This window comes from Paenibacillus sp. FSL R5-0887 (assembly GCF_038002305.1).
Lineage (GTDB): Bacteria > Bacillota > Bacilli > Paenibacillales > Paenibacillaceae > Paenibacillus_AQ > Paenibacillus_AQ odorifer.
On record NZ_JBBOCE010000001.1, the window covers coordinates 3,830,860 to 3,857,842 of the forward strand.

Genomic DNA, 26,983 nt, shown 5'->3' on the forward strand with positions numbered 1-26,983 from the left:
TTAAAACTCCTATCTTTGTTTTGGTTTTAGTGCGTTCTGTGTCAAACGGTCCAGCAGAATGGCGATAATAACGATCGCAATCCCTGCTTCGAATCCGTCTCCTGTCTTAGCCTGTGATACCGCACGGTATACATAGGCACCCACGCCCTGTGCACCAATCATCGATGAGATAACAACCATTGACAGTGACAACATAATGGTCTGGTTCACACCTGCCATAATTGTTGGTAAAGCGATTGGAAGCTGCAATTTAACCAATTTCTGAGTAGGTGTCGATCCGAAAGCATCTGCTGCCTCCACCAGTTCCTCCGAAACCTGACGAATTCCGAGATTGGTCAAGCGAATCGTTGGCGGAATTGCAAAAATAATCGAAGCAATAACCCCTGGAACTACGCCCAATGAGAAAAAGGATACTGCTGGCAATAAATATACAAAAGCCGGCATCGTCTGCATAAAGTCCAAAATAGGCGTAACTATATTTCTAACGGTATTTCTCTGCGCACATAAAATACCAATCGGCACACCAATTACTACAGCCAATATCGAGGCGGTTAGAACAAGGGCCAAGGACTGCATAGAAGGTCCCCATAATCCAAGATTATCAATCAGAAGCAGCCCAATGACCGCAAATAGTGCCATGCGCCATTTACCGATCCAATAAGACAAAGCTGCAATAAGCACGATAAGTACTAATGCTGGCAGGAAGGTAAGTGCATTTTCAATGCCAGCCACCATACCACCGATAATCGAATGGATGAAGTCAAACAGGGGCCCACAATAAGTCGTCAGCCAATTTTCCAACCACTCGAGTGCCTTTCCCAAAGGCAGTTTAGGAATGTCCATTATAATCCTCCTTCCGGTACCGCGTTGCCGGCGAGTGCGGAAAGAACGGCTCCTTTAATCACAATACCCTTCAATTTATCCGCTTCATCTACGACGGCTACAGGCAAATGTGTCTCAGATATTAATTCAAAGAAATCATTGAGTAGCGTTTCCGGTTGTACACGTGGGATTTCTCTCCGCGTTACTTCCAGAATAGATTTATTATCATTCAGTGCCTTAAGGGCATCCTCAGCTGTAATAACACCCAGAAGCTTATTTTCCTTGTCCACTACATACAGACTGAATATACCACTGTCACGCATTAATTGAAGCGCTACCCGAGGCCCGCGTTCAGGTCTGACTGTTTCCGGCTGACGCATTACATGAGCTGCAGTCAATACCTTAGACAAGTCCACATCCTCCACGAATCGCTCTACATATTTATTGGCAGGTTGGATGAGGATTTCTTCCGGTGTACCAATTTGCACAATGACTCCGTCCTTCATCAGTGCGATCCGATCTCCAATCCGCAAAGCTTCGTCTAGATCATGAGTGATAAACACGATGGTCTTCTTCACTCTGGCCTGTAATTCCAGCAGCTCTTGCTGCATGTCTTTACGAATAAGCGGATCCAGTGCACTAAATGCCTCATCCATAAGCAGGATATCCGGGTCGTTGGCAAGGCCCCGTGCCAGTCCAACACGCTGCTGCATCCCTCCACTGAGTTGATCAGGACGATGATTCTCCCAACCTTTCAGACCTACCAGATGCAAGGCTTCCGTTGCCAGTTCAGTTCTTTTCTTTTTATCTACGCCCTGAACTTCAAGCCCGTATGCTGCATTCTCCAGTACGCTTCGATGTGGAAATAATGCGAACTTCTGAAACACCATGCCGATGTTCTTCCGTCTGAATTGGCGCAGCTGCTCCGGATTCATTTTCACAACATCTTTCCCTTTAAAAAGAACTTGCCCCCCTGTAGGCTCAATCAAGCGGTTCAACAAACGAACCAGCGTCGACTTACCGCTGCCGGACAAACCCATAATGACGAATATTTCTCCTTCTTCAATGCTGAATTCGGCTTTGTTGACTCCGACTGTCAACTTCAATTCCTGAGCAATTTTTTCCTTCGACATCCCTTGCTCTAATAAAGGAATCGCGCGTCCCGCATCATGACCGAATACTTTGGTTAGTTGTTTCACCTCTATAATAGCCATGCCGTCCTCCTTCTCCCGAAATGTTATCCGGGTTTAGTTCACTTATAGTAGTTTACCGGACTATTGAAAATTCATGCAAACACCATATACGGATAAAAATTAGTGTACAGTTTTAACTTTACGAACTTTATGTATGGAATACTCTGTTTTACGCCAAATTCCTTTATTCATGAATTCTTTACTTATGGAGGGGGATTTGATTACAATACATTGTATAAGGTTGCAGTCTATCGACCTATTCCTCAGGAGGGACATCATGAACGATTTAGAAGGGCTTACGCCCGAACAAATAGAGAAGATTAGTAAAGCCCGTGAACGTGTGATCGATTCTATCGGCAAAAACATGGATCTGTATGGCATTACCTTGTCTATTGGACATTTATACGGTTATATGTACTTCAATCAAGGTCCAGTGACACTGGATGAGCTCAGCAAAACAATGGGAATGAGTAAAACGTCCATGAGTACGGGAGTCCGTACCCTTCTAGATCTGAAAATGATCGACAAAGTATGGGGGAGAGGGACGCGCAAAGACTTGTTCACCACTGTGCCTGACTGGCATCAGAACTTCAGTGATTACTTCTCTATTAAATGGAGAAAAGCCGTCGAAGGTAATATGATCTCACTAGCGAAATCACTTGCAGAAATTAACGATATGAAAAAAGAGTATAGTGACGATAGTAAACTTATGCAGCTCTTAAATACAGATGAAGAAAAAATAACTGAATCCATTAACTACTACCGCTGGTTGCTGAAACTAATAGAATCTTTTGAGAGTGGCAAAATTTTTGAATTTATCCCTAAAGAAACTTAAATCAAACCCACAAAAAACACACAAAAAAACGACAGTGCTCCTGTAAAAGGAAAACACTGCCGTTTTTTTCGTTTACCCTTCGATCAAGCTTACATCATCCAAATAAATTGTACTGCCCGCGCTAATTTCACTATTCGTCTCCGTACTATTCCCATCTATAAGCCCTAGCAAAAACACCAGATGAACACCAGCGTCTGTTGCCCCATTCATTGTAAAAGTGTAGCTGTATTCGTCCATATTCTGGGTCAAGGCTACAAGCTCAGCTTCCATATATTTGGTGTAGTCCCCGCCTTTATGCTCCACAGCTACCTGAATATTGCGGTTTACTGTAGAACGAGCTTTAAACTTCAAGGTGTACGTTTTTCCCTGAACGAGCTTGAGATTTTCGTAATCCACCTGTGCGCTATAAGGGGCTTGCCCGGTACCTGTTAAGTTGATAGCAAATTCCCCCTCTTGAACAGAAGCAGATCCGATTCCGTCAAAATACTGGCTCCAGCCCGTTGCATCTACATCGAAGGTTCCATTATCCAGCGTACCGCTTGGCGGTATTACTGGTGGACCCCCTTGTACCTCCCTGACCACAATATCGTCAAAAGAAATCGTATGCGGCGTATTGTTAGCCGCAGGATCAGCGCCCAGCGTTTTACCGATCAGATAATTAAGCTTCAGCGGGTTGCTGTTCGACACCGTAAATTGTGCTGTATAAGTAGCCCAATCCGCATGAATATCAAACTTAGCTTGCGCGGAAGCAGCTGAAGTATTGGAGTATTCTAACACAATTTGGCGCGGAACCGTTGATTTCGCTTTGAAACTCACCTCATACGTTTTTCCGCCCTCCAGTGGAATACCCTCTTGGAAAAATTGTGTATGCCACACCTCCCATCCGGCCGACGTAATCAGAATTTCAGCTACGCCATCCTTCACATTAAACGCGGAGACGCCACCTTCTCCGGACCATGTAGTCCAGCCCGTCTTATCGCTGCCAAACGAACCATTGATAACTAGAGTGTTATCATTAGCTAGAATAGTCTGCGCGACAGTTGCAGTAACATAATGTTCAGCCTCAACAGTAATGGTATAACTTCCTTCTGCCGGAAATACTGCTGCTTCAATTGTGATTTTCCCCGGTTCAATAGTGTACTGCTCTGCATTAAGTGTTGTACCGTTAACCTTTACCGCCATGATTTGATTCCGCCAATTTTCATTATCGATAAAAGTAAGCTCAATCGGCTGCGAAACTCTGTTATTGCTGCTGTCGCTTAGCAGCTCCTGCGGTTTGGCCGGTGCATTTTTGATCTCAAATTTCACATTGTCAATGATAATATCATGGTTTTGAGGAATACTAATCCCCTCAACCTTCCCAAGCAGGAATTTAAGAGACAATGTATCCTTGCTGCCTTGCCGGAATTCGAATCTGTAATGATTCGTCTCCGGCGTTACCTCCACAATATTGCTGAATGAGGCCTGATACGTACCATTTTCTACGTTCACCCCGATTTTGCGGATTACGGTTGAACTGGCATCAAATTCAACCACATAATCCATTCCAGCAGCAGCTTTCAAGTTGTTCTGAAACAACATTACAGAATACGCCTGACTGCCGGTATTCGTAATGCTAAATTTTGCTGCTCCATCTGCAACCGTAGCGCTGCTCTGACCACCCTGCTCTGTCAACAGGCGATCCCAGGCGCTAAACCCAAAGTTAAATTCACCATTCAGGAGCGGGTAATATATTAGCGATGGATCAAAATAGAAGCTAGTACGTATCATCTGGAAGTTATCCAGAACGACTGTATCCACAGCTCCGTTTAACAGTAATACGAATTGTCCTTCATGATCGGTTGCACCTCTAAGATTGATAAAGGTGGCTTTAATTTTTTGCTCACCTTCGCTTAAGCTAACCGGTTGTTCTGCCTGTACACTGCCGTCTTTTCCTAGTAGTTGGACCGTTCCTGTGCGTGCAGAGGAGACTGAAGCATTGAAGGTAACCTCGTAGTCCTGCCCTTGAATGAGCTGAATTCCCTTCTGAAGTAACCGAACCTCACCATTTTCACTGCCGCCAATCTGCAGCTTTAACTGGCCATTGTCATTAACGCTTGATTCTACCGTTGCACCACCAGCTGCTTCCGTATGCCAATAACTCATCCGATTGGGTTCCCCAATATCGAAAGTACCATTGTACAGATGATTACCGTTGGGCAGCGGTTCCTTCGCACTATCATGCGGGAATTGAATATTCTCAATCTCTTCTAATCTGACATTACCAAACCATACCGGTGAAGTATTGGTACCCACGTTGAACTCGACGCGTGCAGCAATATCTGAGTTCTCCTTCATTTGAAACATCGTTTCGTAATGCGTCATCGCTGAAGTTAGATCTACCTTAAGCGATGGAGAATACGCTGCAAATCCACGAGATTCTCCACCTGTTAACCGGACGCTCATACTGCGGGACATATCGGTTTTGGCATCGAAGCTGAGTTTATAGAACCTGCCTTTAGCTATAGATACGATAGCTTGGGGTTGAATCGAATAAAAATTCCCGCCGCCACTGCTGATATCTACCTTCACATAATTGCGCTCCCCAATAGGAACGGTAGAAACCGTAGCTTCAGCACCCGCTTCTTTATAAAGTGCCCAATGTGCGGTATTCGGGATTCCCATACCGCCATCCCCCGGCACCTGCTCCGAATAATTGTTGTTATAGACCATGTTGCCGTCTGCCAGTGCAAGCTTGGAGCCTTCTGGATAGGCCTCCTTCTCCAGTGTAACTGGAATAGGCTCGCGGTACTCACGACCTGTCAGCTCGTAGACTCTAACGTAATCAATCTCCATCGATTTTGGAAATACGGTTTCGCTAGTCGGATCACCATCAAAGTTACCGCCTACGGCCAGATTCATCAGCAAATGGAACTTCTGATTAAACGGCGCTGGATACACATTATTGGCAGGCTGCCCATTGCTGATGCTGTACCAGTCATTTTTGGTCGAATATAATTCACCATCCACATACCAGCGAATTTCGCCCGGCTCCCACTCAATAGAGTACGTATGGAACTGCTCAATCGTAGCGTTATCCGGAAATACATACTCTTTGCCGGAGTATACATTGTTCGGCGCCATACCGCCGTAATGAATCGTCCCCGCTACCGTGTCTGGACGACTGCCCCAGCCTTCCATAATATCAAGCTCACCGGAAGCAGCCCAAGTCCCGTACACATCGTTCTCCGGCAGCATCCAGATCGCCGGCCAGTACCCTTTTCCAGTAGGTGCTTTGGCCCGAATTTCAAATTTGCCATATTTTTTACTAAACAACCCTTTAGTCTTAATCCGTGTAGAAGTATATTGTTTGCCAGCTTTTTCTTCTTTGTGGGCCGTAATAATCAGGTTACCGTCCTGTTCCTTTACATTCTTCTCATCGTTGGTATACCACTGCTTCTCATTGTTTCCCCAACCTGGATTGTTGTATTGCGAACCATCTCCAAGGTCATAGGTCCACTTTGTAGCATCAATCTCTCCATCATCAAACTCATCCCCCCACACCAGTGTCCACGGATCAGTGGTTGGTGTTGGCGTGGCTGTTGGCGTGGCTGTGGGTGTTGGCGTTGGTGTTGGTGTTGGCGTTGGCGTTGGTGTGGCTGTTGGTGTTGGCGTTTCGGTTGGTGTTGGTGTTGGTGTTGGTGTTGGTGTTGGTGTCGGTGTGGCTGTTGGTGTCGGTGTTTCGGTTGGTGTTGGTGTTGGTGTGGCTGTTGGTGTCGGTGTGGCTGTTGGTGTCGGTGTTTCGGTTGGTGTTGGTGTTTCGATTGGCGTAGCAGTTGCCGTAGGTGTCGCCGTTGCTTCAGGTGTGGAGTTTGGTGTCGATATTGGACCTACATTCCCCGAACTGCTTGGCGCTGAGCTTGCTATTGGCAATGTTGTTTTGCCAGTGTTTCCTTTTTTTAATGCTACACCGCCAATCGTTACTCCATCGGCTTTGTTATCTATTGTGGTTACGCTTCCGCGCCTTGAATTGTTGTACCTCCAGCGCTCGCAGATAGGATTAGTGCCGCCACTTGTGAATTGTTCTCCAATGTTAATTGGGTCGGACTTCCCAGAGTAAGGTCGCCGACAGTTCCAAGGATTCTTAACAAAGAACCGCTGACTGCTGAGTCTGCCGAACGAACCGCTCCAAATGTTCCGCGAAGCAAAATATTGTGAGGAACGACATCCATCTCAACATCCCCAAACCCTGCCCCGGTAAGATCGCTGCTTTCTTCCAAGATTGCCCCAGATAGCGCTGCACTGTACCCACAGCTGTTGACCCGTTGGCATAAATCCGAACCTTACCATTAGGCTTGGCTACTTGAAGCAGTCCAAGAGAAGTATGGTGTAAGCCGATACTTTGCTCGCCGCCCCCGCGTACAAAAGTAGTCCCTGTTACCTTTACACCTTCAAGCTTTGCATTCCCGTCAGCTACCCCCTCGGTTAGATAAAGATTACCTTGGATGACCGTGTCTTTAAGAATCACATCAGCCCGATTTATGACTACATTGCCCTTAACTGTTCCTAGTGAAGTCTCTCCTGATTTCAGGAGGAGTCCCGAAACCATTCGATCAGCCAACAGAGCTAACTCTGCACGGGTGATCCCACCATCTGGCTTAAACAAACCTCCAGGATATCCTTTTACAAAACCTGCACTCGATAGAACAGCTATTGCTTTTGCGGTTTCATCGCTGACTCCGTTCAGATCGGTGAATGCTGCTGTACTGCTTTTGTCTGCATTGAAACGAAACACTTTCTCCAAGGCTAACGCCGCCTCAGCGCGCGAAAGTGCTTTTGAAGGATAAATATTGTTCTTCTGATCACTGCTTAAATATCCAGCTGCAATCCCTTTGGCTATATCATTTTTATACCAGTCTGTAGCCTGGACATCAGCGGGAACCTTATCCGATTGCTCCTGATAATTAAATATACGATTCATAATAGCTGCGAATTCCGCCTTCGTGACTTCCTTACCCGGACGAAACGACCCGTCGTCATATCCGCTTATGATCCCATTTGCGCTCCAACGCTGTAATGGGCCTGCGGCCCAATGACTTGGAGATACATCAGTAAACGCTTTCAATCCATTGATTGGTTCATTTTCCACTTTCGTTGCTGCTGAATCAGGTGAGTTTTCCTTTAACGCCTCTGCCGCTGAAGCATTCATGCTCACAACCGGTGATAGCAGCCCGGTGACAAGGAGCATAGCAGCAAGCGCCGCTGTGAAATTCCTTTTCATCCTAAACATCACTCCTCGAATTTCGTAATATTCGTAATTCAAGCGAAAAATCGAAATCGGTTTCGACAATGCTATTGTTGCTTAGTTTTCTATTTTTGTAAAGATGTAATTTTGAATTTTTTTACATAGATTATTTTGGAATAAATCTGCATAGTGAAATATATATTTGACTTGTTTCGGCAATAATAATAGACTGAAAATAATTGAATTTTCATTCACCCTATTCATAATAACTCGCAAATAACCGCTCTAGAACAGTCTTTTTCTCAAATTTCAACTATTTAGCGGAGGGTGGCTATATTAACTATGAATATCAAAATGATTGCCGAAATGGCCGGCGTTTCTGTCTCGACTGTTTCGAAAATTATGAACAATTACAGCGATGTTTCCGAAAAAACCAAGCAAAGAGTTTTGGAGATCATCGAACAAACCGGATATTCACCTTCCAACTCCGCCAAGACACTCGCAACTAAGAAGTCGAATCTGATCGGGGTTATTTTTGCTGGCGAGCTTAATGTCGAATTTACCCATCCCTTTTTCGTAGAAGTGCTAAATTCCTTTAAAAAGCAGATGGGCGTTCTGGGCTACGATCTCATTTTCTTTTCCAACGAGAAATTCATCAGCAGCGGCGATTATTTCGCTCGATCTGTTCATTTTAATGTGGATGGATGTGTCATTATTTCCGGGCAAAAGATGGAGCCTACCATCCGCGATCTGGATATGAGCAGTATTCCTTGTATCGGGGTCGACCTTGAGCTAAAGGGCAAAAAATCCGGCTTTGTGATGTCAGATAACTTTCAGGTTTCTTCCAAGGTCGTGGAGCATTTTTATCTACTTGGCTATAGAGAGCTTGGATTTATCGGAAGTGCAGCGGATTCAGATATTTCTAACCTGCGGGAATCCGGATATGTCAAAGCTATTGAAAGTTTTGGCCTCACTTTGAACCGTCAGTGGTTTGTTCATGGCGACGATTTCTTTGAGCCCAGCGGTTATACGGCTATGCAGCAATTAATTCAAGCCGGAAATTTACCAAAAGCCATTTTTGCGGCTTCTGATTTGCTGGCTCTGGGAGCCATCCGGGCTTTGAAAGAACACGGCCTCAGCGTTCCTGAAGATATTGCCATTATCGGTTGTGACGACATTGAAGCCTGTAAATATACCAGTCCAAAACTGTCGACCATCCGCCAGAACAAAGAACGGCTTGGCATCCTCGCTGCCCATATGCTCTATGACTTGATTAACAATCAGTCTGGCGGTGGATCGTTTGTAGTGGAGCCTGTGCTTATTGTACGTGAATCCTGTGGCAGTCAATTAAATACTCAGTAATCAACAAAAAAAAGACAACAGCCAATGTAAGCGGGTTTCCGCAAACGGCGTTGTCTTTTTATTGATTAACCGAAACGTTTCGTTATAAACATTCATTGGACATTAACTCGCCAAATTCCACCTCTTAATATGGAGTAGGTATCCCTACCTGATGATCCAAATTCAACTCAATCAATTGTCCAGCCTGGGTCAATCCGGCACCAAAACCATACATCAGGATCTTTTGTCCATTTTGTACTTTACCCTCGCGGATGCCCAAATCGAGTGCTAAAGGAATCGTGGCAGCAGAAGTATTGCCGAAATTCACAAGACTGTGCAGCACCTGCTCCAGCGGATAATTTAATCGCTCACAAATTGGCTCAATCATGCGCATATTAGCGCTGTGTGGAATAAACCAGTCTACTTCCTCCAGAGTTACCTCCGCTTTTTCAAGCAGTTGTTGCACACCTAAAGGAACCGTTCTGACCGCCCAGCGAAACACTTCACGTCCGTTCTGTACCAGCATTTGTGTATCTACCAGCTCAATATTGTTTACAGTATGGGCAAGCCCCGTACGGTAAACATGATGTGCCCCACCGCCATCACTTGCCAGCTGGAAGCCTAAAAATCCCGTCGACTGCTCATCACTTTCCACAAGTACAGCTCCCGCTCCATCCCCAAAAAGAATACATGTACTGCGGTCAGTATAATCCGTAATCTTGGAGATCGTATCCGCACCAATAACCAGTACCTTGCGATGCATTCCTGAAGCCACATAACTGTGAGCAGTATGCAGTGCATAGACAAAACCCGCGCATGCTGCGCTCAAATCCATAGCACCCGCAGTCTGTGGAATGTTAAAGCGATTTTGAATCAAAGAAGCTACTGAGGGAAAGGAAAAGTCAGGTGTGCTCGTAGCTACCAGGACCATATCGACATCCTGAACGCTTTTTCCATAACGAGTCATAAGATCCTGCACAGCCGCTGCACATAAATCACTTGTATACTCATCCTGCCGACTAATTCGACGCTCACGGATTCCGGTCCGTTGCACAATCCATTCATTATTTGTATCTACGATCTGTTCCAGATCGGCATTAGTCAGTCTTTTAGCTGGGACATAGGTTCCGATAGCGGTAATTTTTGCACCTGTCATTCCAATCACCTCTTCAATTAGTATCTGATATTAGTACTTGGTACTAATTATAACTCTGTGCCTGCTAAAAAGTAAAGAAGGCCGGTAAAGCATCCTAGCTTCCCGGCACTTCCGAAACCTTACGAACCCACTTAGAACCGTTTTCTATTACGCTGCTTTCTTTTTCTGATAAACAATATAATCGCAGTTACAATAACCACCACTAAAATGATAAGCACAATCACGATATTCCATACATTAGGCACATAAACCTGCATTTGAATTGGCTCTGTATCCGCTAGTGTAACATTCCAAGTAAGGGTTCTGCCGTCCTCCACATTTGCATTATTGTCTCCATATAAATCCACAGGTAACGTTAATTTAAAGTCAAAAGCCATGTTTTGCAAAAACGCCCGAATAATCGGCTTCGATAAGCTGAGCGATCCCATATTATCCATTATGGTGTCTATGTAACTATTTAATTTAGGCTTCGCCTCAACATCATATTTGGTATAAAACCAATAATCTTTGGTATCTAATTTCAGGTCCACAATATCTAAGTCACCAGAGAGTGCTTTCATTTCCTCAAAAGAGGCATAAGATTTCATGAATTCATAGACTGTAGATTTTCCATCTTGGCTTTTCTCTAGCTCAATCCCCTGATCTTTAAGTTTGTTTACCAGAGCATCTTCCATTTTTCCGCTAATCAACGCTTCTGCCCGCGAATTCACTTTCATATTCACTGCAAAATCTACGCTTCCATTCTTATTCACTGTGACATGCGCTGTTCCTTTAGAACAGCCTGATAATAGTACAAGCATTAAGAGCAGCCCTAGTAGCGAAAACCCTCTCCATTTTGACAACAACATTTCCCTCAAACCCTTCACTAACATGTATTTATATAACGGCTACCCATTCTATAAAGGCTACCTCATTTATATCATAGAATCAAACTCTATATGAATGAATAATCAAATTTGAGGACCGTCAAACTTAAACTTTATACGCGCATAAAAAAGAGGCCCTCACAGAAGTAATCATTTCTACTCATGAAGTAACCTCTTTCAAAAAAACATCAGCAAATTTGATGTTACTTGGAGTGCTCGTTGTCGCTTGGGTGCACGGTGTTACTTGAAGTGCTCGACGTTACTCTGGATGCTTAATGTTACTCGAAGTGCTAGTTGTCGCTTGGGTGCACGGTGTTACTTGGACTTTCAAAGTCGCTTTCGGACTCCAGAGCCGTTATTTCCGCACAAACGTCTCTTTTCATAAGCTATCGGACTCCAGGGTCACTATTGCCGCAAAATCACCCCATTATGAGCCATTTCACGAGGAATAGCGCCCCTCCAGTCCGAAACTAACCGGAAAAGGCTCTAAATTAGCAAATAACTGCATCTGAGTCCGAAAGCACAACGCCAGACCTCCCGCAACCGCCCTACTGCCCCTAAACTAATCAATTTTTAAGCCACAGAGTTGCTCTATGTTACTTGAAGTGCTCGATGTTACTCGGGATGATCAAAGTTACTTGCAGTGCTCGCCGTTACTCGGGATGTTCAAAGTTACTTGAAGTGCTCGACGTTACTCGGGATGATCAAAGTTACTTGAAGTGCTCGACGTTACTCGGGATGCTTAATGTTACTCGAAGTGCTCGTTGTCGCTTGGGTGCACGATGTTACTTGGACTTTCAAAGTTGCTTTCGGACCTCAGAGCCGTTATTTCCGCACAAACGCCTCTTTTCATGAGCTATCGGACACCAGAGTTACTATTGGTGAAAAACGACCCATTATGAGCCATTTCACGAGGAATAGCGCCCCTCCAGTCCGAAACTAACCGGAAAAGGCTCTAAATTAGCAAATAGCGGCAGTTGAGTCCGAAAGCACAACGCCAGACCTCCCGCAACCGCCCTACTGCCCCTAAACTAATCAATTTTTAAGCCACAGAGTTGCTCTATGTTACTTGAAGTGCTCGATGTTACTCGGGATGTTCAAAGTTACTTGGAGTGCTCGACGTTACTCGGGATGCTTAATGTTACTTGGAGTGCTCGACGTTACTCGGGATGATCAAAGTTACTTGAAGTGCTCGACGTTACTCGGGATGTTCAAAGTTACTTGGAGTGCTCGACGTTACTCGGGATGTTCAAAGTTACTTGAAGTGCTCGACGTTACTCGGGATGCTTAATGTTACTTGAAGTGCTCGTTGTCGCTTGGGTGCACGGTGTTACTTGGGCTTTCAAAGTCGCTTTCGGACTCCAGAGCCGTTATTTCCGCACAAACGTCTCTTTTCATAAGCTATCGGACTCCAGTGTCACTATTGCCGCAAAATTACCCCTACATTAGCCATTTCACGAGGAATAGCGCCCCTCCAGTCCGAAACTAACCGGAAAAGGCTCTAAATTAGCAAATAACTGCATCTGAGTCCGAAAGCACAACGTCATCCCTCCAGCAACCGCCCTACCTACCGCCTGCCCGCAACCGCCCTAACTACCGCGCCTCCCGCAACCGCCTTACTACCGCCTCCCGCAACCGCCTTACTACCGCCTCCCGCAACCGCCCTACTATCGCACTACTGCAGCACTACTACCACCCTACTGCCGAAACAAAAACACTACTCCACAAACAACATCTGACTCTAAAACCACTCCATTGCCCATCAAGCTGGGCTTATAGAGTCCCGCTTATGTGGTTAACGAGGCGCTTCTTTTCCCCGCTCCATGTAGTGAAGCATTCTCTTCACTCAAGCCGGTGTCCGCTTGTCGGAGAACCTTTCGCCCCCTCCAGCGCGCCAAAACAAGCAAACCTCTCACCAATTCGTCGGCTATCATACAACTATAGATTCCTATGAGTCCCCAGCCGAAGCTGATTCCTAACCAATAGGAGCAGCCCACGCCAATGAGGGACATAGACACGATGGAAGTATACATCGTATAAACCGTATCCCCGATGGCATTCAGCGCGTTGCCGAGGGCCATATTCAGCATTTTGGAGGGCTGGAGCAATAGATTTAGAGCTAACAAAGAAACCCCGATCGCAATAATTTTCGGATCAGATGTGAAATAAGCGAGCAGTTGTTTTCCGAACAGGAATAGTAACAGCATGTTAGCTGACACAATGCTCAAACCAATGAAGAGTGTACGATATGCACTGCGGTAAGCTTCTTTCAGTTTGCCTGCTCCGAATAAATGAGCAATCTGTATCTGCCCCGCCAGCGCAAAAGCATAACCAAGCGTGAAGCAAAAGGACTCCAGGGTGTTAAGATACGTGCGTGCTGCTAACGCTTCGGCTCCAAGTGCAGCCAGAAAGGAATACACAATAAGCTGGGAGAATACCCAACAGGAAGAATTGATCCCGAGAGGCCAGGCAATCTTCAGAATTTGCTTGAACAGCTTGCCATTGAATATACGGAAATCTCTAAGTCTAACCTTGATCTCGAAAGAACGCCGGAATAAGGAGTAGAGAATAATCACTCCGACCAGTCTACTGACAATACTGGAGATCGCGATGCCCGCAAGGCCTAGCTGTGGCAGACCGAATACACCAAATATAAAAATATAGTTCAGAATTATATGGATGACATTGATTATAATCCCTGTGTACATCGGCCCTTTGGTATTCCCTGTGTTCCGGATAGCGGTACCGAGGGAAGCGATCATCCCTACCATAAAAAGTCCACCGCCGACGTAGGAGATATAGACATTGGAAAGTGACAATAGCTCAGGTGCTATATTTAGAACCCCACCAATAGGGCCCGCATAGAAAAACAATACAATACTCACGACAATCCCCAACACGAGGCTAACCGTTACCCCCATAATAGCAATCGTGCGCGCTTCACCAAAACGTTTGGAGCCCATTCTCTGTGCGATCAGAATCCCCGCTCCACCCGCAAATGTTGTAAAAAGTGTGGTCAATGCACCGAACAATTGATTGGAAATGCCGACTACGGCGACTGCATCATCAGAGATACGGCTGACCATTAATGTATCTACCGTACCCAGCAGAGTCTGTAGAAATACCTCTATAAATATAGGCCAAGCCAATACCCAGAGCCCAAAACCCTGTCTTTCTTTTTTCACTATACAAACCCTCCTCGTAAACCATGCCTACAGACTTAGCCTAAAAAATAACATCTTTATTCATTAGGTCAGACTAAATTATAGATGATATACTTTGGATGATGGTACAGATTTCAAACCAATTATTACATTATTCCAACCTCACAAAAAGGAGCCTCTGACATGAACATCTTGAACTTCACCGTTCCTCCGTTGCTGTACTACATTGTAAGCGGATTCCATACTTTCTCCCCCGGCCATTATCATATGAGCCGCCATAATACCCGGGTGTTCGATTTGCTTGTAGTTAAACAAGGCTGTTTATATATGAGTGAAGGCGGTCTCCCTTTTCAAGTAAAAGCAGGTCAGGCGCTCTTACTTCGTCCAGACAGCCATCATTTCAGTACGGATAGCTGCAAGGAATCCACCTCTTATTATTGGCTGCATTTTCAAACGGTGGGCGACTGGAATATGACCGAGGATACGACTGCTACGCTTGAGAAAGACAACGTCAAAATAGAGAACTCCCTGCAATCTGACGAATTTGATATCCGGCCGTTTAGCTTACGCTTGCCTCAATATACAACTCTGCTACAGCCGTCCAAGATGGAAGAGCTGCTCTCGCAGCTGAATCAGCTTGTGCCTAATTCCCATTTAAGCGATACTCCATTTCAGCAGCAGCTGTTGTTTCAGGAGGTTATTCAGCAGTTATCCGCCTCCCTCAGCCATGAGCGCCCCTCGCCCTCCAAAATATGTGCAGAGCAAGCGGCCTCCTATTTACGCAGCCATTTTCGTGAGCATATCACTGCGCAGCAGCTCGGGGAAAGTCTAAGCTTTCACCCTGTATATATCGCTCGTTGCATGAAGAAGGAATACGGCTGTGCGCCGATGGAATATCTGCTGCATTATCGAATTCAGCAAAGTAAACTTTTGCTGATGCAGACTAGCTACACGATTGCCCGTATAGCCGAGGAAGTTGGCTTCAATCAGGCCCCTTACTTCAGCTCCAGCTTTATTCGAATAGAAGGAACCACTCCACGGGAATTTCGCCAACGTTTCTCGTAAATCTGAGTACGTTAAAGAACACAAAAAAAGGGATGCTCCCCCCATTTGGCTTAAGGAACATCCCTTGCTACTTTTATTATTTCAAACCCTTCTCCTGCACATAAGCATCCCATTGCTTGATATATTCGGTCTGAATTTTTTCAAGGCCGGCTTGCTTAGCCTTTTCCATAAAGGTGGCTAAACCCGCATCAACATCCTCTACTAATCCAGCTTGCAATGGATACAGGTATTGCTTTTCCACCTGCTCTAGTGCTGCTTTTTCCGCCTGATAGGAGGTATAATCCTCAGCAAAACCGGTGAAAATATCCGGCTTCTGAATTTTGTCGAGCTCAGCGAAAATTTCCTTCACGCCATCATAGGATTTATCAAACAGCATGAACTCCGGATTCCGCCAGGCCCAGCCATTCATTCCCTCGCGTGTAAAACCGTTCGTTGAAGCATCTCCAATAAGTTCATAGTAGCCGTTCGCATCAATTTTATAGTTCTTTCCTTCCACACCGTATTGTGTCAGCTGATTATAACGTTTATCCATGACCATTTTTTCATAGAAGGCCAGTGCACGTTCAGGGTTCTTGCTGCTCTTCGGAATGGCGAAACCATTATGAATAGGATGAACTGGTGTTGCATAACCAATGGTATTGCCATAAGGATAGTAACCTAGATCCCAATCCGGATGTGCTGCTTTCACCTTCATCAACGTATCGTTGAAGCGAGTCGGATTATCTCCGAAGATGCTTGCTGCCTTGCCCGCGATAATCGGAGCCTGGATGGTATCCTTCAAGTTCAGGACGTTTTTGGAAATCAATCCGTTTTCCTGCCAGCGTCTCATCGTCAGCAGCTCTTCTTTATGTTCCTCCGAGCCCCAATACAGATAAGCTTTTGAAGGATCATCGTACTTAATACCAATACCATAAGGCAGGGGACTGCCGACCTGTGCGGTAAGTGTTGAATATACATCATGAATGTTACCTCTTACATCACTGTTAAAAGAAGCAGGTGACATCTGCGGTTCATTTTTCTTGATTCCTTCCATGTATGCTTCATAGCTAGCCAGATCTGTCGGCTGAGGCAGATTGTATTTCTTGCGCAGATCCTCACGCCATACGAAGCCGTTCGTTACATACTCCTTATAAGTCGCTGGAACGGTGTAAATCTTGCCATCAATCTTCACAGCATCCCACATTTCCTGTGGTACGAATTGCTGGAGCTCTGGGGCAGCTTTAGGCAGCAGATCATCAATAGCTAAAAAAGCTCCCTTTTTCGCATAAGCCTGATATTGTGTCCAGTCCGCAGTGAAGATCAGGTCGATTGATTGACCCGACGACAGCAGCAGCTTATATTTCTGATCCCAATCTGTCCAGGTTGTATAGTTGAATTTAACGGTTGCATTCAGATCCTCTTCGGCCATTTTGTTAATTTCCGCTTCAATGCTTGAGAGGTCCTTCGGCGCATCGCCTAGCATATAGAATTGCAGCTCGACCTTTTTGGAAGTGTCCAGTCCGGTCTTCTCCTCCGTCCCTGCGTTCGTACTTTGTGCTGTGTTTCCTCCGCTATTACTCTCTTTTACCGCCGCATTGTCTCCGTTTGCAGAATTAGAATTCCCCCCGCAGCCTGCCAGCAGCGTCAAGCCCAGTACTGACGTAAGCAGAATAGACATGCGTTTGCCCCGTTGTTTATTCATCTGAATCCTCCCTTTTCACTATGCTTCTATGTTAGCCGACTGTACCTTAACCCGGTAGTGGGCAGGTTGCGGTTCTAACCTTTTACAGCGCCGATGGTTAGGCCTTTAACAAAATAACGCTGAACGAACGGATACAGAAAAAGAATAGGTCCCGTCACGACAATTGCCATCGCCATTTTGGTAGACTCAGCAGGGACCTCCGTAGCCAGTGACACCCCGGTTCCCGCCCCCATCTGTGCGATAAACTGTGCTGAATTAATAACATTGTACAGATAGAATTGCAGCTGATATTTATGCGTATCATTGATGAACAGTGAAGAGGTGAACCAGTCATTCCAGTAATACAAAGCCAGAAACAAACCGACTGTAGCGATGCCCGGCATGGAAAGCTTGAGTACAATCTGCCAGTAAATCCGGAAATCACCGGCCCCGTCTATTTTGCCAGAATCGAACAATTCCTCAGGAACTGCTGATTTGATGAAGTTTTTCATTAAAATGATCAAAAATGGCGTCATCAGACCTGGAAGCACCAGTACCGCATAGGAATCCAGCAGACCGAGGTATTTCGTAATCATGATGTACCACGGGACAAGTCCTCCCCCAAACAAAGTCGTAAAGTATATATAGAAGGAAAAGCTATTTCGATATTTAAAATCTTTACGCGCCAGTACATAACCCGCCATAGTCATGAAAAAAAGTCCCATTACCGTTCCAATAGCAGTTGTGCTGACTGTGACCGCATATGCCCGCAGCACCTCATCCGGGAAGATGAATACCGTCTTGTAGCCCTCCAGTGAGAACTGTGCCGGAATCAGATGATAGCCATCGCGAATAATGGACTCATTGCTGGTCAAAGATGCAGAGATAATTAGCAAAAAGGGCAGCAGGCAAGCGATCGATAAGCCAATAATGACCACATAGGCAATCCAATGAAGCATTCGCGTATATTTATCCTTTTGAATTTTCATTTCTTATCCTCCTAGAACAGGGCGTAGTCATCGTTTATTTTGCGGATAATGTAGTTGACCGTCATAATGAGGACGAAGCCGAACAAGGATTGATAGACCCCGGCAGCCGTTGCCATGCCCACATCAAAGGTTACTTTAAGCGAACGGTATACATAGGTATCAAGGATATCCGTCGTATTGTAGAGCAGCCCGTTATTGCCTATTAATTGATAGAAAAGATCGAATTGGCCCTTCATAATACTCCCGAGCGCAAAGAGCAGCAGCACCACAAAGGTTGATTTCAGCATCGGCACCGTTATATACCAAATCCGCTGGAAAATATTAGCGCCATCAATTTTGGCCGCTTCATAATATTCGTCACTAATCCCCGTAATCGCCGCCAGATAAATCACCATACTGTAACCAAGATTTTTCCATAGATAAAAGATAATGATCAGAAAGATCCATGCCCAAGGTTTACTGTAAACGTCGACCGGATCAAGGCCAAATTGGGTAAGCATTGTATTTAAGAAACCGCTGTCATAATTAAACAAGTTGTAGACAATTACGCTGAGAATTACAAAGGATACAAAGTAAGGCAGAAACATTACCGATTGGCTAATCTTTTTAAACCATTTTCCATTGAGCTCACTCAGCAGGATCGCACAGACAATTGCCAGCACATTCCCTAGTACAATAAAAGCAATATTGTATCCTATCGTGTTCATCGTGAGCTTCACCAGCGTACCGGATCTCCAGAGGAACTCGAAATTCTGTAATCCCACAAACTTGGAGTTGAACATGCTGCTGTTGAAGTCGAATTGAGTGAACGCATAATAGATGCCTACCATTGGAAAATAGGAATTCACCAGAAAAAAGATCAAGGTGGGCAGCAGCATCAGAAACATTACCCGATTGTGCACCAGCTCATACAACAATCCTTTCTTCTTTCTTGTCGTTCGTAAGCGTGCTCTACCATCAGCCTGGATGCCAAGTTCGACGTTTGAAATTCCTTTGGATGAGGTTTGGCTCAAGATCTCTCACTCCCCTTAATATAGAAACTGCATAATTCCACTATAGGGGGATTCTTCTGAACACAGAAGTGAAGCTTACAAGCCTTACTGCACAAACTGGCGAAACAGGAACTGAACAATCAGGATGTTTATGTAAAAGTCTTCGGAGACCCACTGAGCTTCTCAAGCTTCGCTAACTCCTTATAATCCTTGTAGAAAAGACTGTTTTGTACACGAATATTTAATTTGTTCACTCCCTTCAGATTGGAAAAATGCAGGATTCTAAGGTTGCTCCACTGTTCTGTTCACTCTTGGGGACTTATAATAAAGGAACTTCAAAATATGAATTCATCCAGAGTCTTGTCCGAGTAAGTCATATGATGATCAGGGGGGACGGTATGAAGAATAATGATCTACGGAGAAAAAGACTACTGTATGGCAAGCTGCTCACCACCATAACCCTGTGCATATCGTTAACCCTTCTTATCTCTACTTTTGTTTACTATACGTACTACATCGGCGTCGAGAAGACGCAAACCTTTCGCTCCGATCTAAGGGATCTGACCCAGACTGGCAAAAAAGTGGTCAACATGGCTGAAGTCGCGCAAACGCTTTCATTTCAACTGTATCGAACCAGCACGATTTCTCATCTGTTGTTCTACAACAAGCCCTCTATTTATGAGGTAACCGCGGCGATGTCCGATCTCGGAAACTACTTAAATTCCATGCCTTATATTGAATCCATCTATGTATATAATCCGAATAATGACACGGTTTATATTTCGGCAGCACAGGGCCAGAATGGCGTATTCACCACCCGCGAACTGGTGGACACTGAAATTATTCAGATGCTGAATCATTATCAGGATTACAAAACATTTACGCCGATTCCGCGAACCTATTCCATAGATGAACCTGAGAAAAAAACCATCTCAGTCTATACTTACCTTTGCTATGATGCGATCAATTGGGACCGCTCTATTAACTCTGCGGTTATTGTTAACATATCCGCGGCTTGGATCAATAAAGAACTGGCTAACGGCAATACACCCGGTAGTGGCAGTACCTACATTTTGGATGACCAAGGCCGTTTTCTGTCGGGGAATAAGCTGACATTGGAGAAGCTCTCCGGGGATGAAAACAGTTGGCTGGAGCATCAAGTAAAAGCACGTTCTGCCGGCTATTTTACTGCCCCTTTTAGAGGGAATAAATCACTGGTGTCCTATACTTCGCCCGATTCGCTTGGCTGGCAATATGTGCGCATTACTCCTTATGAGGTAATTACTGAACAGACCAATCATATCCGCAATACTACGCTTCTGATTTCTTTAATTATTTTATTGTTCGGTCTTGTTATTTCTAGGGTACTGTCCAAACGGCTTTATCTGCCGATTGATTCGATCGTAAGCCGAATGAACACCCTTGAGGCAGATAAACGCAACAGTATGTTTACGATCAGGCAGAACTCATTACGCAATCTGGTGCTTGGCATTAAATCTCCTCATAACAGCCGGCAAAATGATGTTCAACAGCTGGGTATTTCTTTTAATTTAAACGAGGGCTACCGGCTAGTATTACTACGCATTGATGAGTACGAAGCTCTGCGAAAGGAACGAGGCTCTTATCTCCTTCCGTACAAGTTTGCCATCATGAATATTGCCTCAGAGATCTGTGGACAGACTTATCAGGTGGAAACTGTAGATATGAATGACGATAGTGTGGTCATGTTGCTTAGCAGCATGACCTCCACTGAGCATCTGGATACCGAGCTGATTGAAGTGCTGCTGCGGCAGATCCGTGTGGCCTGTTGTGATTATTTAAAAATCGGACTGTCGTTAGTGTACAGCCCTATCAGTGATAATCCAGATGTACTAAACCGGCTGTACAGTCAGGCCAGAGAAGCTTCCAAACATAGACTGTTTTATGGTCATGGCAGCCTGATCAATGCTGAGCGAATTAGCGAGCTTCAGAACAATCTTTACTCCTACCCGGCTGACAGCGAAAAAAAGCTGGTCGATGCGCTCACAAGTGGCAGAACAGACGAAGCCCGCAGTCACTTCTCCGAAATGGTACGTGAAATGGAGCAATATCCCTATCATGTGCTGGAACTTACTGTTTCAAGGGTGACGCTAACGATTAAACGAATTGTCGATAACATCAAGAAGCTTAGTCCTACCCCCACCGAAGGGATGATGGTGATGCCTTCGCTTGAACATTATGAAACAATAGAAGAATTTGAGGCAGCTTTTTACCAGCTTTTTGATCATATTCAGGAATTCCAAGCGGATAAGCGCAGCTCCAAGCAAAGCGATCTAATCCGGCAAATTAACCAAACCATTCAGCAATCTTACATGGACCCTTGCTTAAGTCTGAACCAAATTGCCGATGAACTTAATATGTCTCCAATCTATGTCAGCAGACTTTATAAGCAGCAGACCCTAACCACTATTGTGGATGTCATCATGGAGGTACGGATGAAGGAAGTATGCCGCCTGCTTGTAGAGAGTGATTTATCGGTATCGGATATTGCTGAAGTAACTGGCTTCACCAGCAGTTCTTATCTCCACCGGATGTTCAAACGCAACTTCAGCCTTACACCAATAGAATTCAGACGGACCAAAAACAGTTCATAACATGAATCACCTATCCCCCAAAAAGAAAGGTGCTCCAGCAGCCATTACATTGGCCTTTGGAACACCTTTCGATATCAAAGGAAATATTAAAATACCTTCGCAATATTTGCTTCATTCTCACCTGCAAGAATGGTGTATTCTTTGGTCAACAGATTAGCTTCAAGCTTCGCCACACTGTTTTCATTTTTCCAAGTGATGTTCAGCTCATTCTCACTACCTTGTTCAATCTTGATCTCACCATTAAAAGCTGGACAGCTATTTCTGAATTTCAACAATGCGAACAGCTTTTGAACAACAGGACGTTGTACCTCAGCAGCAATTTCATCTTTAGAATAATAATGGCGGTTAATATTGCGTCCTTCTTTTGTGCTTTCGAGCAGCTCAATATCATTCTCGCCAGCGAATAGACCTACATAATAAATCTGTGGAATACCAGGGGCGAAGCACTGAATAGCTCTGGCCAAAAGATATGCCTGATCATCATTGCCAAGTGCAGAATAATAAGTGCAGTTAATTTGATAAATATCCAGATTATTATAAGCGGCGGAGCTATATTTTTTCTTAACATTTGCTCCTTGACTATATAGGCTTTCTCTGGTCATCTCAGCTTCTTCGTCGGTCATCAGATCCTTAACATCCACTACGCCAATGCCGTCATGTGTATCCAGGGTAGTGAATTGTTTTCTCGGACAGATTTCCAGCCAATGCGCAAGCCGATTTACTTTTCCACTGTATAGAGCATGTAATACCAACATTGGCAGGGCGAAATCATAGACATAATAATCCTTGTCTGCAATCTTCAATTGAATGCTGTAATGCTCATGGATTTCCGGAAGAACAGTTACGCCATAAGGCTCCACTACTTCTTTAGACAAATTCAACATTTCCCAAATATCCGGTTCTACGAAAAAGCAGTTGGTACCCATCTTTTTGTTGGCATAGGCAAAAGCGTCCAGCCGGATAATCGATGCTCCTTTATCAGCAAGGAAGGTCAGATTGTCTTTTACAAATTTCTTCGTAGTTTCCGTAGTCACGTCCAGATCGATCTGCTGCTCATCAAACGTACACCAAACCTTTTCCTTCGTCCCATCTTTAAAGGTAACCTCTACGTATGGCGCCCGCGGTTTACGTTTATAAATTAAATCCACATCAACCTCAGTTGGTTCACCGTTAGGCCAGAAATCCTTGTAACGAATAAATAAATCCTTGTACTGCGATGCATCCTTCTTCTCAAGGAAATCTTGAAAGTATGGAGACTGCTGTGAAATGTGATTGATCATGAAATCATACATCATGTAGAACTTCTCGCTCATCTCTTCGATTTCCGCCCAGTCGCCAAAAGCCGAATCAACCTTCGTATAATCCATCGGAGCAAATCCCCGGTCGCCCGAAGAGGGGTAAAACGGCAATAAATGAACCCCACCCACGACTCCTTGCAAGTGTGTATCCAGTACTTCGTTTAGTTCTTTTAAATTGTTTCCCATGCTATCTGCGTAAGTGATAAGCATAGCTTCATTTTTAATCTGCATATTGGCGTTCTCCTTCTATTTCAATTTATACACTCTTGCTTCATAAGGTCTGAGAAATCATCAAACTAATGCAACTTATGAAAGCGTTCTCCTAACGATCTTGTTCCTCCCTAGATGAAGGTTTATTCAAAACCAATTTTATAGATGCACAAATAATATGTCAAACGTTTTCATATAATTAAATCAATAAAATAAAGCTATAATTATTGGAATTTAATATTATATCCATATATTTGTGGTAACGTATAACATACCTATTATAACTATCTATGCTTTTACAATTGTTAGTCTCGATTAGTGTCAACAATCCAAGAAAGTTGTAGAATATAGATTAGAGCATTTTATGAAACGGGGATGAGGGTATGGCAAGTATTAAAGATGTTGCCAAGGAGGCGGGCGTTGCTGTAGCTACCGTGTCCAGAGTAATGAACAACCGGGGATATATCAGCAAAGAGACGCGTAAAAAAGTTGAAAAAGCGATGGACGCCTTAGATTATCATCCTAATCAAATCGCCAGAGCCTTACAGAAGAATCAATCCTTTTTTATTGGGATTATTGTTCCAGATTCAAATCACCCTTTCTTTTCCGATCTCATCAAGTATGTTGAAATGAGTGCTAATGAAAAAAACTATAAATTGCTAATATGCAATTCTCTTGACGATCCTGAGAAGGAAGCCAACTATATTAGCATGCTTCGCCAGAATCAAGTAGATGGCATTATCATGTGCAGCCACACTATGAATATTGAAAGCTATAAAAAGGTCCCTTTCCCTATTGTCTCTTTTGACCGTTTTATTTCTTCCAATATCCCTTGTGTGGGCTCGGATAATTACCGCGGTGGTGAGTTAGCTACCGAACATTTGATACAGCTGGGCTGTAAACGGTTGCTACATATCTCCGGCCCGCTAGATCTGGATATTCTAGCGAATCGCCGTCGGGATGCTTTTGTCATCACAAGTATGAAACATGGTGTAACTTACGATATTATCGAAGGCGCGCACAACAAGCTTACCTTTGATTATTTTTGGTCCTTCGTCACCGAAAATATCTCTCCGGCCCAACTTCGAGAATATGACGGAGTATTTTGCAGTAATGATATTGTGGCTTATGCTTTATACATTTATGCTGAACAGCAAGGCATTCGAGTGCCCGAGCAACTGAAAATCATCGGTTATGATTACCACAGCTTTACCCGCATGCTTCAGAGTCCTAAATTGACTACCATTATGCAACCTAGTGATCGGATCGGGGTCATGCTGACCAATACTCTCCTGCAAATGATCGAAAGTGCTGACGGAGAGCTAATCAACAACACTACTGTAGACGTAACTCTCATTAAAGGAGAGACTACTTAACGTATCTATTAAAAAGGTAGACTACCGTAATTAGCGGTGGCCTGCCTTTTTTGTATTACTTCATTAATAACGACTTTCAGGAATAACGGCTTTTAGGGCAATTTTTGTAACCACTTCCGCTTCTCAGAATATGCTGATTGGGCAGGTTCCCATTTTTTAAAGGAATGAACAGGAGAAGTTCAAGGAGGAGATATAGAAATATGCCTGATTACAGACCATTTAAAGGCGATACTATCCTAAACAAGCATGGAAGGATCAGCAGTCCTATTAGAAAGAGGGAGTGTAACGCACTATTAAAAATAGTCACTGATCTCTCTGCAGTGGTGCCCCCCGTACTTACGAATCCCACAACACTTCATATTGCCAATCTGCAAAGAGTGTTAAGAGAACTATTGGAATTCTTGCATACCTCTAAGTTATGCAGCCCTTTTAGAACTGAGCTACTTTCTGTAGTAGAGATAACCATTGTATCGACCGAAGTCAGTCCCTTCTCTGTCGTAAGCGTGGGCACTAATCTTCAACTGTTGTTAACTGAGTTATTATCTTTTATTCTCGCCACGAAGATTGACTCTAATTGTAAAGATCAGTTGATTATTCAGATCAGACATATTCAAGCTTCTATTACACAAGCAATTGGATTACCTATTAAAGGTGTGACTGGACCTCAAGGGCCACAGGGACCCCAGGGTCCGCAAGGAGCGCAAGGGGTTCCGGGCGCAAAGGGAACCACAGGGGCAGGGCTGCAAGGAATTGTTGCTTTTAATCCTGCACTAAGCCCTACTTATCCAGCAGGTCAAGTAGTAACCTTTAATGGCAGTACCTATATTGCTATTGTTGCTGGACCAACGGGAACACCTGGAAGTTCACCAGACTATTTATTAATTGCTGGTGGCTCCACAGGCCCCCAAGGACCGCAAGGACCACAAGGCCCTCAAGGAACGCCTGGACTTCAAGGACCTCAGGGTCCGCAAGGGGTAGGGCTGCAAGGAATTGTAATCTTTAATCCTGCACAAAGTCCTACTTATCCAGCAGGTCAAGTAGTAACCTTCAATGGCAGCACCTATATTGCTACTGTTTCTGGACCTACTGGAATACCTGGCAGTTCACCAGATTACTTGTTAATCGCTGGTGGTGCGATGGGACCTCAAGGACCACAGGGTGTGCAAGGGATTCAAGGACCAACAGGTGCGCAAGGACCAGCGGGTCCAGGCTTAGGAGCAACGGGCGCGACGGGTTCGACGGGTGCTGCCGGCTTGGCGGGCCCTGCAGGTGCAACGGGCGCGACGGGCGATCCTGGCGCGGTCGGCGTTGCCGGAGCTACGGGGGCAACGGGCGTGACGGGTGATCCGGGGGCGGTCGGCGTTGCCGGAGCTACGGGTGCCACAGGGGCGACGGGTGATCCGGGGGCGGTCGGCGTTGCCGGAGCTACGGGTGCCACAGGGGCGACGGGTGATCCGGGGGCGGTCGGCGTTGCCGGAGCTACGGGTGCCACCGGTGATCCCGGCGCGGTCGGAGCTACTGGCATTACCGGAGTCACTGGTGCAACCGGTAACGGTGCAATTATTCCGCTGGCATCCGGAGGACCTATTATTATGACCACGGTTTTAGGTGGTTTGGTTGGAACAACAAGCCTTGTAGGCTTCGGAAGTTCAGCCACAGGTATTTCGCTTGTTGGCGGTAATATTGATTTGACAGGTACTCTCCTTGGACCGCTTATCAATTTTGCATTCTCAACTCCTCGAGCAGGAGTAATAACTTCCATTGCCGCTTACTTCAGTAATACCATAGCTTTATCGCTGCTTGGTACTACGATAAATGTAACAGCGCAATTGTACCAATCTGCCACACCAAATAACACATTTACTCCTATTCCAGGCGCAACAGTCCCACTTCCACCTATCACCGGTACTATTAATCTTGGAACTTTTGTCAGCGGAATTACGAATGGTATCAATTTTACTGTAACACCACAGACACGTTTGCTTATGGTATTCTCAGCCACCGCTACAGGTCTTACCCTTGTAAATACAGTCACTGGTTATGCAAGTGCTGGCTTTACGATTGTATAATCACTAAAAAAAAGTTAAAAAAAGCATCTGCGATTCCTTTTGAAGGAGGTGGCAGATGCTTTTTTTGTAATATGCGTATTCAACTCTTGA

The 26,983-nt window shown here is 44.8% G+C and carries 17 protein-coding genes; 6 read left to right on the top strand and 11 right to left on the bottom strand.

The window, feature by feature from the left end:
• Positions 1-9: 9 nt before the first annotated feature.
• Both MKY14_RS17110 and MKY14_RS17115 read right to left on the bottom strand, forming a co-directional pair.
• Complete coding sequence (locus MKY14_RS17110; protein ID WP_076099393.1) at positions 10-843, bottom strand: ABC transporter permease; 834 nt, start codon at positions 841-843, stop codon at positions 10-12.
• Positions 843-2,036: a quaternary amine ABC transporter ATP-binding protein gene (locus MKY14_RS17115; RefSeq protein ID WP_036685362.1), complete on the bottom strand. Its 1,194-nt coding sequence runs from the start codon at positions 2,034-2,036 to the stop codon at positions 843-845. The genes MKY14_RS17110 and MKY14_RS17115 overlap by 1 nt, the downstream gene beginning before the upstream one ends.
• A 256-nt stretch (positions 2,037-2,292) precedes the next feature.
• On the opposite strand from MKY14_RS17115, the gene MKY14_RS17120 reads away from it, so the two are divergent.
• On the top strand, positions 2,293-2,850 hold the full coding sequence (locus MKY14_RS17120) for a GbsR/MarR family transcriptional regulator (RefSeq protein WP_036685364.1): 558 nt from the start codon (positions 2,293-2,295) through the stop codon (positions 2,848-2,850).
• 72 nt (positions 2,851-2,922) lie between these two features.
• On the opposite strand, the gene MKY14_RS17125 is transcribed toward MKY14_RS17120, so the two are convergent.
• Positions 2,923-6,762 carry a carbohydrate binding domain-containing protein gene (locus tag MKY14_RS17125; protein ID WP_340976945.1) on the bottom strand — a complete coding sequence of 1,280 codons (3,840 nt, stop codon included), beginning with the start codon at positions 6,760-6,762 and terminating at the stop codon, positions 2,923-2,925.
• 211 nt (positions 6,763-6,973) lie between these two features.
• Positions 6,974-8,110: an S-layer homology domain-containing protein gene (locus MKY14_RS17130; RefSeq protein WP_340976946.1), complete on the bottom strand. Its 1,137-nt coding sequence runs from the start codon at positions 8,108-8,110 to the stop codon at positions 6,974-6,976.
• A 306-nt stretch (positions 8,111-8,416) separates the two neighbouring features.
• Between MKY14_RS17130 and MKY14_RS17135 the strand changes: the two genes are divergently transcribed.
• Positions 8,417-9,436, top strand: a complete 1,020-nt coding sequence (locus MKY14_RS17135; RefSeq protein ID WP_076128026.1) for a LacI family DNA-binding transcriptional regulator — start codon at positions 8,417-8,419, stop codon at positions 9,434-9,436.
• A gap of 124 nt (positions 9,437-9,560) precedes the next feature.
• Here the strand turns inward: MKY14_RS17135 and MKY14_RS17140 are convergent, their stop codons facing one another.
• The 3 genes from MKY14_RS17140 to MKY14_RS17150 all read right to left on the bottom strand — a co-directional run bounded on the left by MKY14_RS17140 (position 9,561) and on the right by MKY14_RS17150 (position 14,625).
• On the bottom strand, positions 9,561-10,571 hold the full coding sequence (locus MKY14_RS17140) for a ketoacyl-ACP synthase III (RefSeq protein ID WP_076128027.1): 1,011 nt from the start codon (positions 10,569-10,571) through the stop codon (positions 9,561-9,563).
• Positions 10,572-10,702: 131 nt separating this feature from the next.
• Complete coding sequence (locus tag MKY14_RS17145; protein ID WP_179087024.1) at positions 10,703-11,413, bottom strand: hypothetical protein; 711 nt, start codon at positions 11,411-11,413, stop codon at positions 10,703-10,705.
• Positions 11,414-13,224: 1,811 nt separating this feature from the next.
• Positions 13,225-14,625 (bottom strand): MATE family efflux transporter, encoded by a 1,401-nt coding sequence (locus MKY14_RS17150; protein ID WP_445669874.1) that lies wholly within the window; start codon positions 14,623-14,625, stop codon positions 13,225-13,227.
• Positions 14,626-14,784: 159 nt separating this feature from the next.
• Here MKY14_RS17150 and MKY14_RS17155 point away from each other — a divergent pair, with 159 nt between their 5' ends.
• Positions 14,785-15,666 (top strand): AraC family transcriptional regulator, encoded by an 882-nt coding sequence (locus tag MKY14_RS17155; protein ID WP_076128032.1) that lies wholly within the window; start codon positions 14,785-14,787, stop codon positions 15,664-15,666.
• A gap of 76 nt (positions 15,667-15,742) precedes the next feature.
• Here MKY14_RS17155 and MKY14_RS17160 read toward each other — a convergent pair whose 3' ends face one another.
• The 3 genes from MKY14_RS17160 to MKY14_RS17170 all read right to left on the bottom strand — a co-directional run bounded on the left by MKY14_RS17160 (position 15,743) and on the right by MKY14_RS17170 (position 19,202).
• A complete protein-coding gene (locus tag MKY14_RS17160; RefSeq protein WP_139329889.1) occupies positions 15,743-17,353 on the bottom strand; it encodes an extracellular solute-binding protein in 1,611 nt (536 codons plus the stop codon).
• A gap of 68 nt (positions 17,354-17,421) precedes the next feature.
• Positions 17,422-18,315, bottom strand: coding sequence for a carbohydrate ABC transporter permease (locus MKY14_RS17165; protein ID WP_036685379.1), 894 nt, complete (start codon positions 18,313-18,315; stop codon positions 17,422-17,424).
• 11 nt (positions 18,316-18,326) lie between these two features.
• A complete protein-coding gene (locus MKY14_RS17170; RefSeq protein ID WP_094903677.1) occupies positions 18,327-19,202 on the bottom strand; it encodes an ABC transporter permease in 876 nt (291 codons plus the stop codon).
• Between the two features lie 503 nt (positions 19,203-19,705).
• Here MKY14_RS17170 and MKY14_RS17175 point away from each other — a divergent pair.
• Positions 19,706-21,940, top strand: a complete 2,235-nt coding sequence (locus tag MKY14_RS17175; protein ID WP_076128035.1) for an AraC family transcriptional regulator — start codon at positions 19,706-19,708, stop codon at positions 21,938-21,940.
• Between the two features lie 86 nt (positions 21,941-22,026).
• Here MKY14_RS17175 and gtfA read toward each other — a convergent pair whose 3' ends face one another.
• Entirely contained in the window at positions 22,027-23,469 is a 1,443-nt protein-coding gene (gene gtfA / locus MKY14_RS17180; RefSeq protein ID WP_076302404.1) for a sucrose phosphorylase, read from the bottom strand.
• Positions 23,470-23,831: 362 nt separating this feature from the next.
• Here gtfA and MKY14_RS17185 point away from each other — a divergent pair, with 362 nt between their 5' ends.
• Together MKY14_RS17185 and MKY14_RS17190 are read left to right on the top strand one after the other, a co-directional pair.
• A complete protein-coding gene (locus tag MKY14_RS17185) occupies positions 23,832-24,824 on the top strand; it encodes a LacI family DNA-binding transcriptional regulator (RefSeq protein WP_076128039.1) in 993 nt (330 codons plus the stop codon).
• A gap of 200 nt (positions 24,825-25,024) precedes the next feature.
• Positions 25,025-26,893: an exosporium glycoprotein BclB-related protein gene (locus tag MKY14_RS17190; protein ID WP_340976952.1), complete on the top strand. Its 1,869-nt coding sequence runs from the start codon at positions 25,025-25,027 to the stop codon at positions 26,891-26,893.
• Positions 26,894-26,983: the final 90 nt, after the last annotated feature.

Coding starts and splice junctions, on each gene's coding strand:
- MKY14_RS17190 (WP_340976952.1), top strand. CDS start 25,025: ATGCCTGATTACAGACCATTTAAAGGCGATACTATCCTAAACAAGCAT.
- gtfA (WP_076302404.1), bottom strand. CDS start 23,469: ATGCAGATTAAAAATGAAGCTATGCTTATCACTTACGCAGATAGCATG.
- MKY14_RS17115 (WP_036685362.1), bottom strand. CDS start 2,036: ATGGCTATTATAGAGGTGAAACAACTAACCAAAGTATTCGGTCATGAT.
- MKY14_RS17135 (WP_076128026.1), top strand. CDS start 8,417: ATGAATATCAAAATGATTGCCGAAATGGCCGGCGTTTCTGTCTCGACT.
- MKY14_RS17140 (WP_076128027.1), bottom strand. CDS start 10,571: ATGACAGGTGCAAAAATTACCGCTATCGGAACCTATGTCCCAGCTAAA.
- MKY14_RS17185 (WP_076128039.1), top strand. CDS start 23,832: ATGGCAAGTATTAAAGATGTTGCCAAGGAGGCGGGCGTTGCTGTAGCT.
- MKY14_RS17130 (WP_340976946.1), bottom strand. CDS start 8,110: ATGAAAAGGAATTTCACAGCGGCGCTTGCTGCTATGCTCCTTGTCACC.
- MKY14_RS17170 (WP_094903677.1), bottom strand. CDS start 19,202: ATGTTTCTGATGCTGCTGCCCACCTTGATCTTTTTTCTGGTGAATTCC.
- MKY14_RS17165 (WP_036685379.1), bottom strand. CDS start 18,315: ATGAAAATTCAAAAGGATAAATATACGCGAATGCTTCATTGGATTGCC.
- MKY14_RS17110 (WP_076099393.1), bottom strand. CDS start 843: ATGGACATTCCTAAACTGCCTTTGGGAAAGGCACTCGAGTGGTTGGAA.
- MKY14_RS17175 (WP_076128035.1), top strand. CDS start 19,706: ATGAAGAATAATGATCTACGGAGAAAAAGACTACTGTATGGCAAGCTG.
- MKY14_RS17120 (WP_036685364.1), top strand. CDS start 2,293: ATGAACGATTTAGAAGGGCTTACGCCCGAACAAATAGAGAAGATTAGT.
- MKY14_RS17155 (WP_076128032.1), top strand. CDS start 14,785: ATGAACATCTTGAACTTCACCGTTCCTCCGTTGCTGTACTACATTGTA.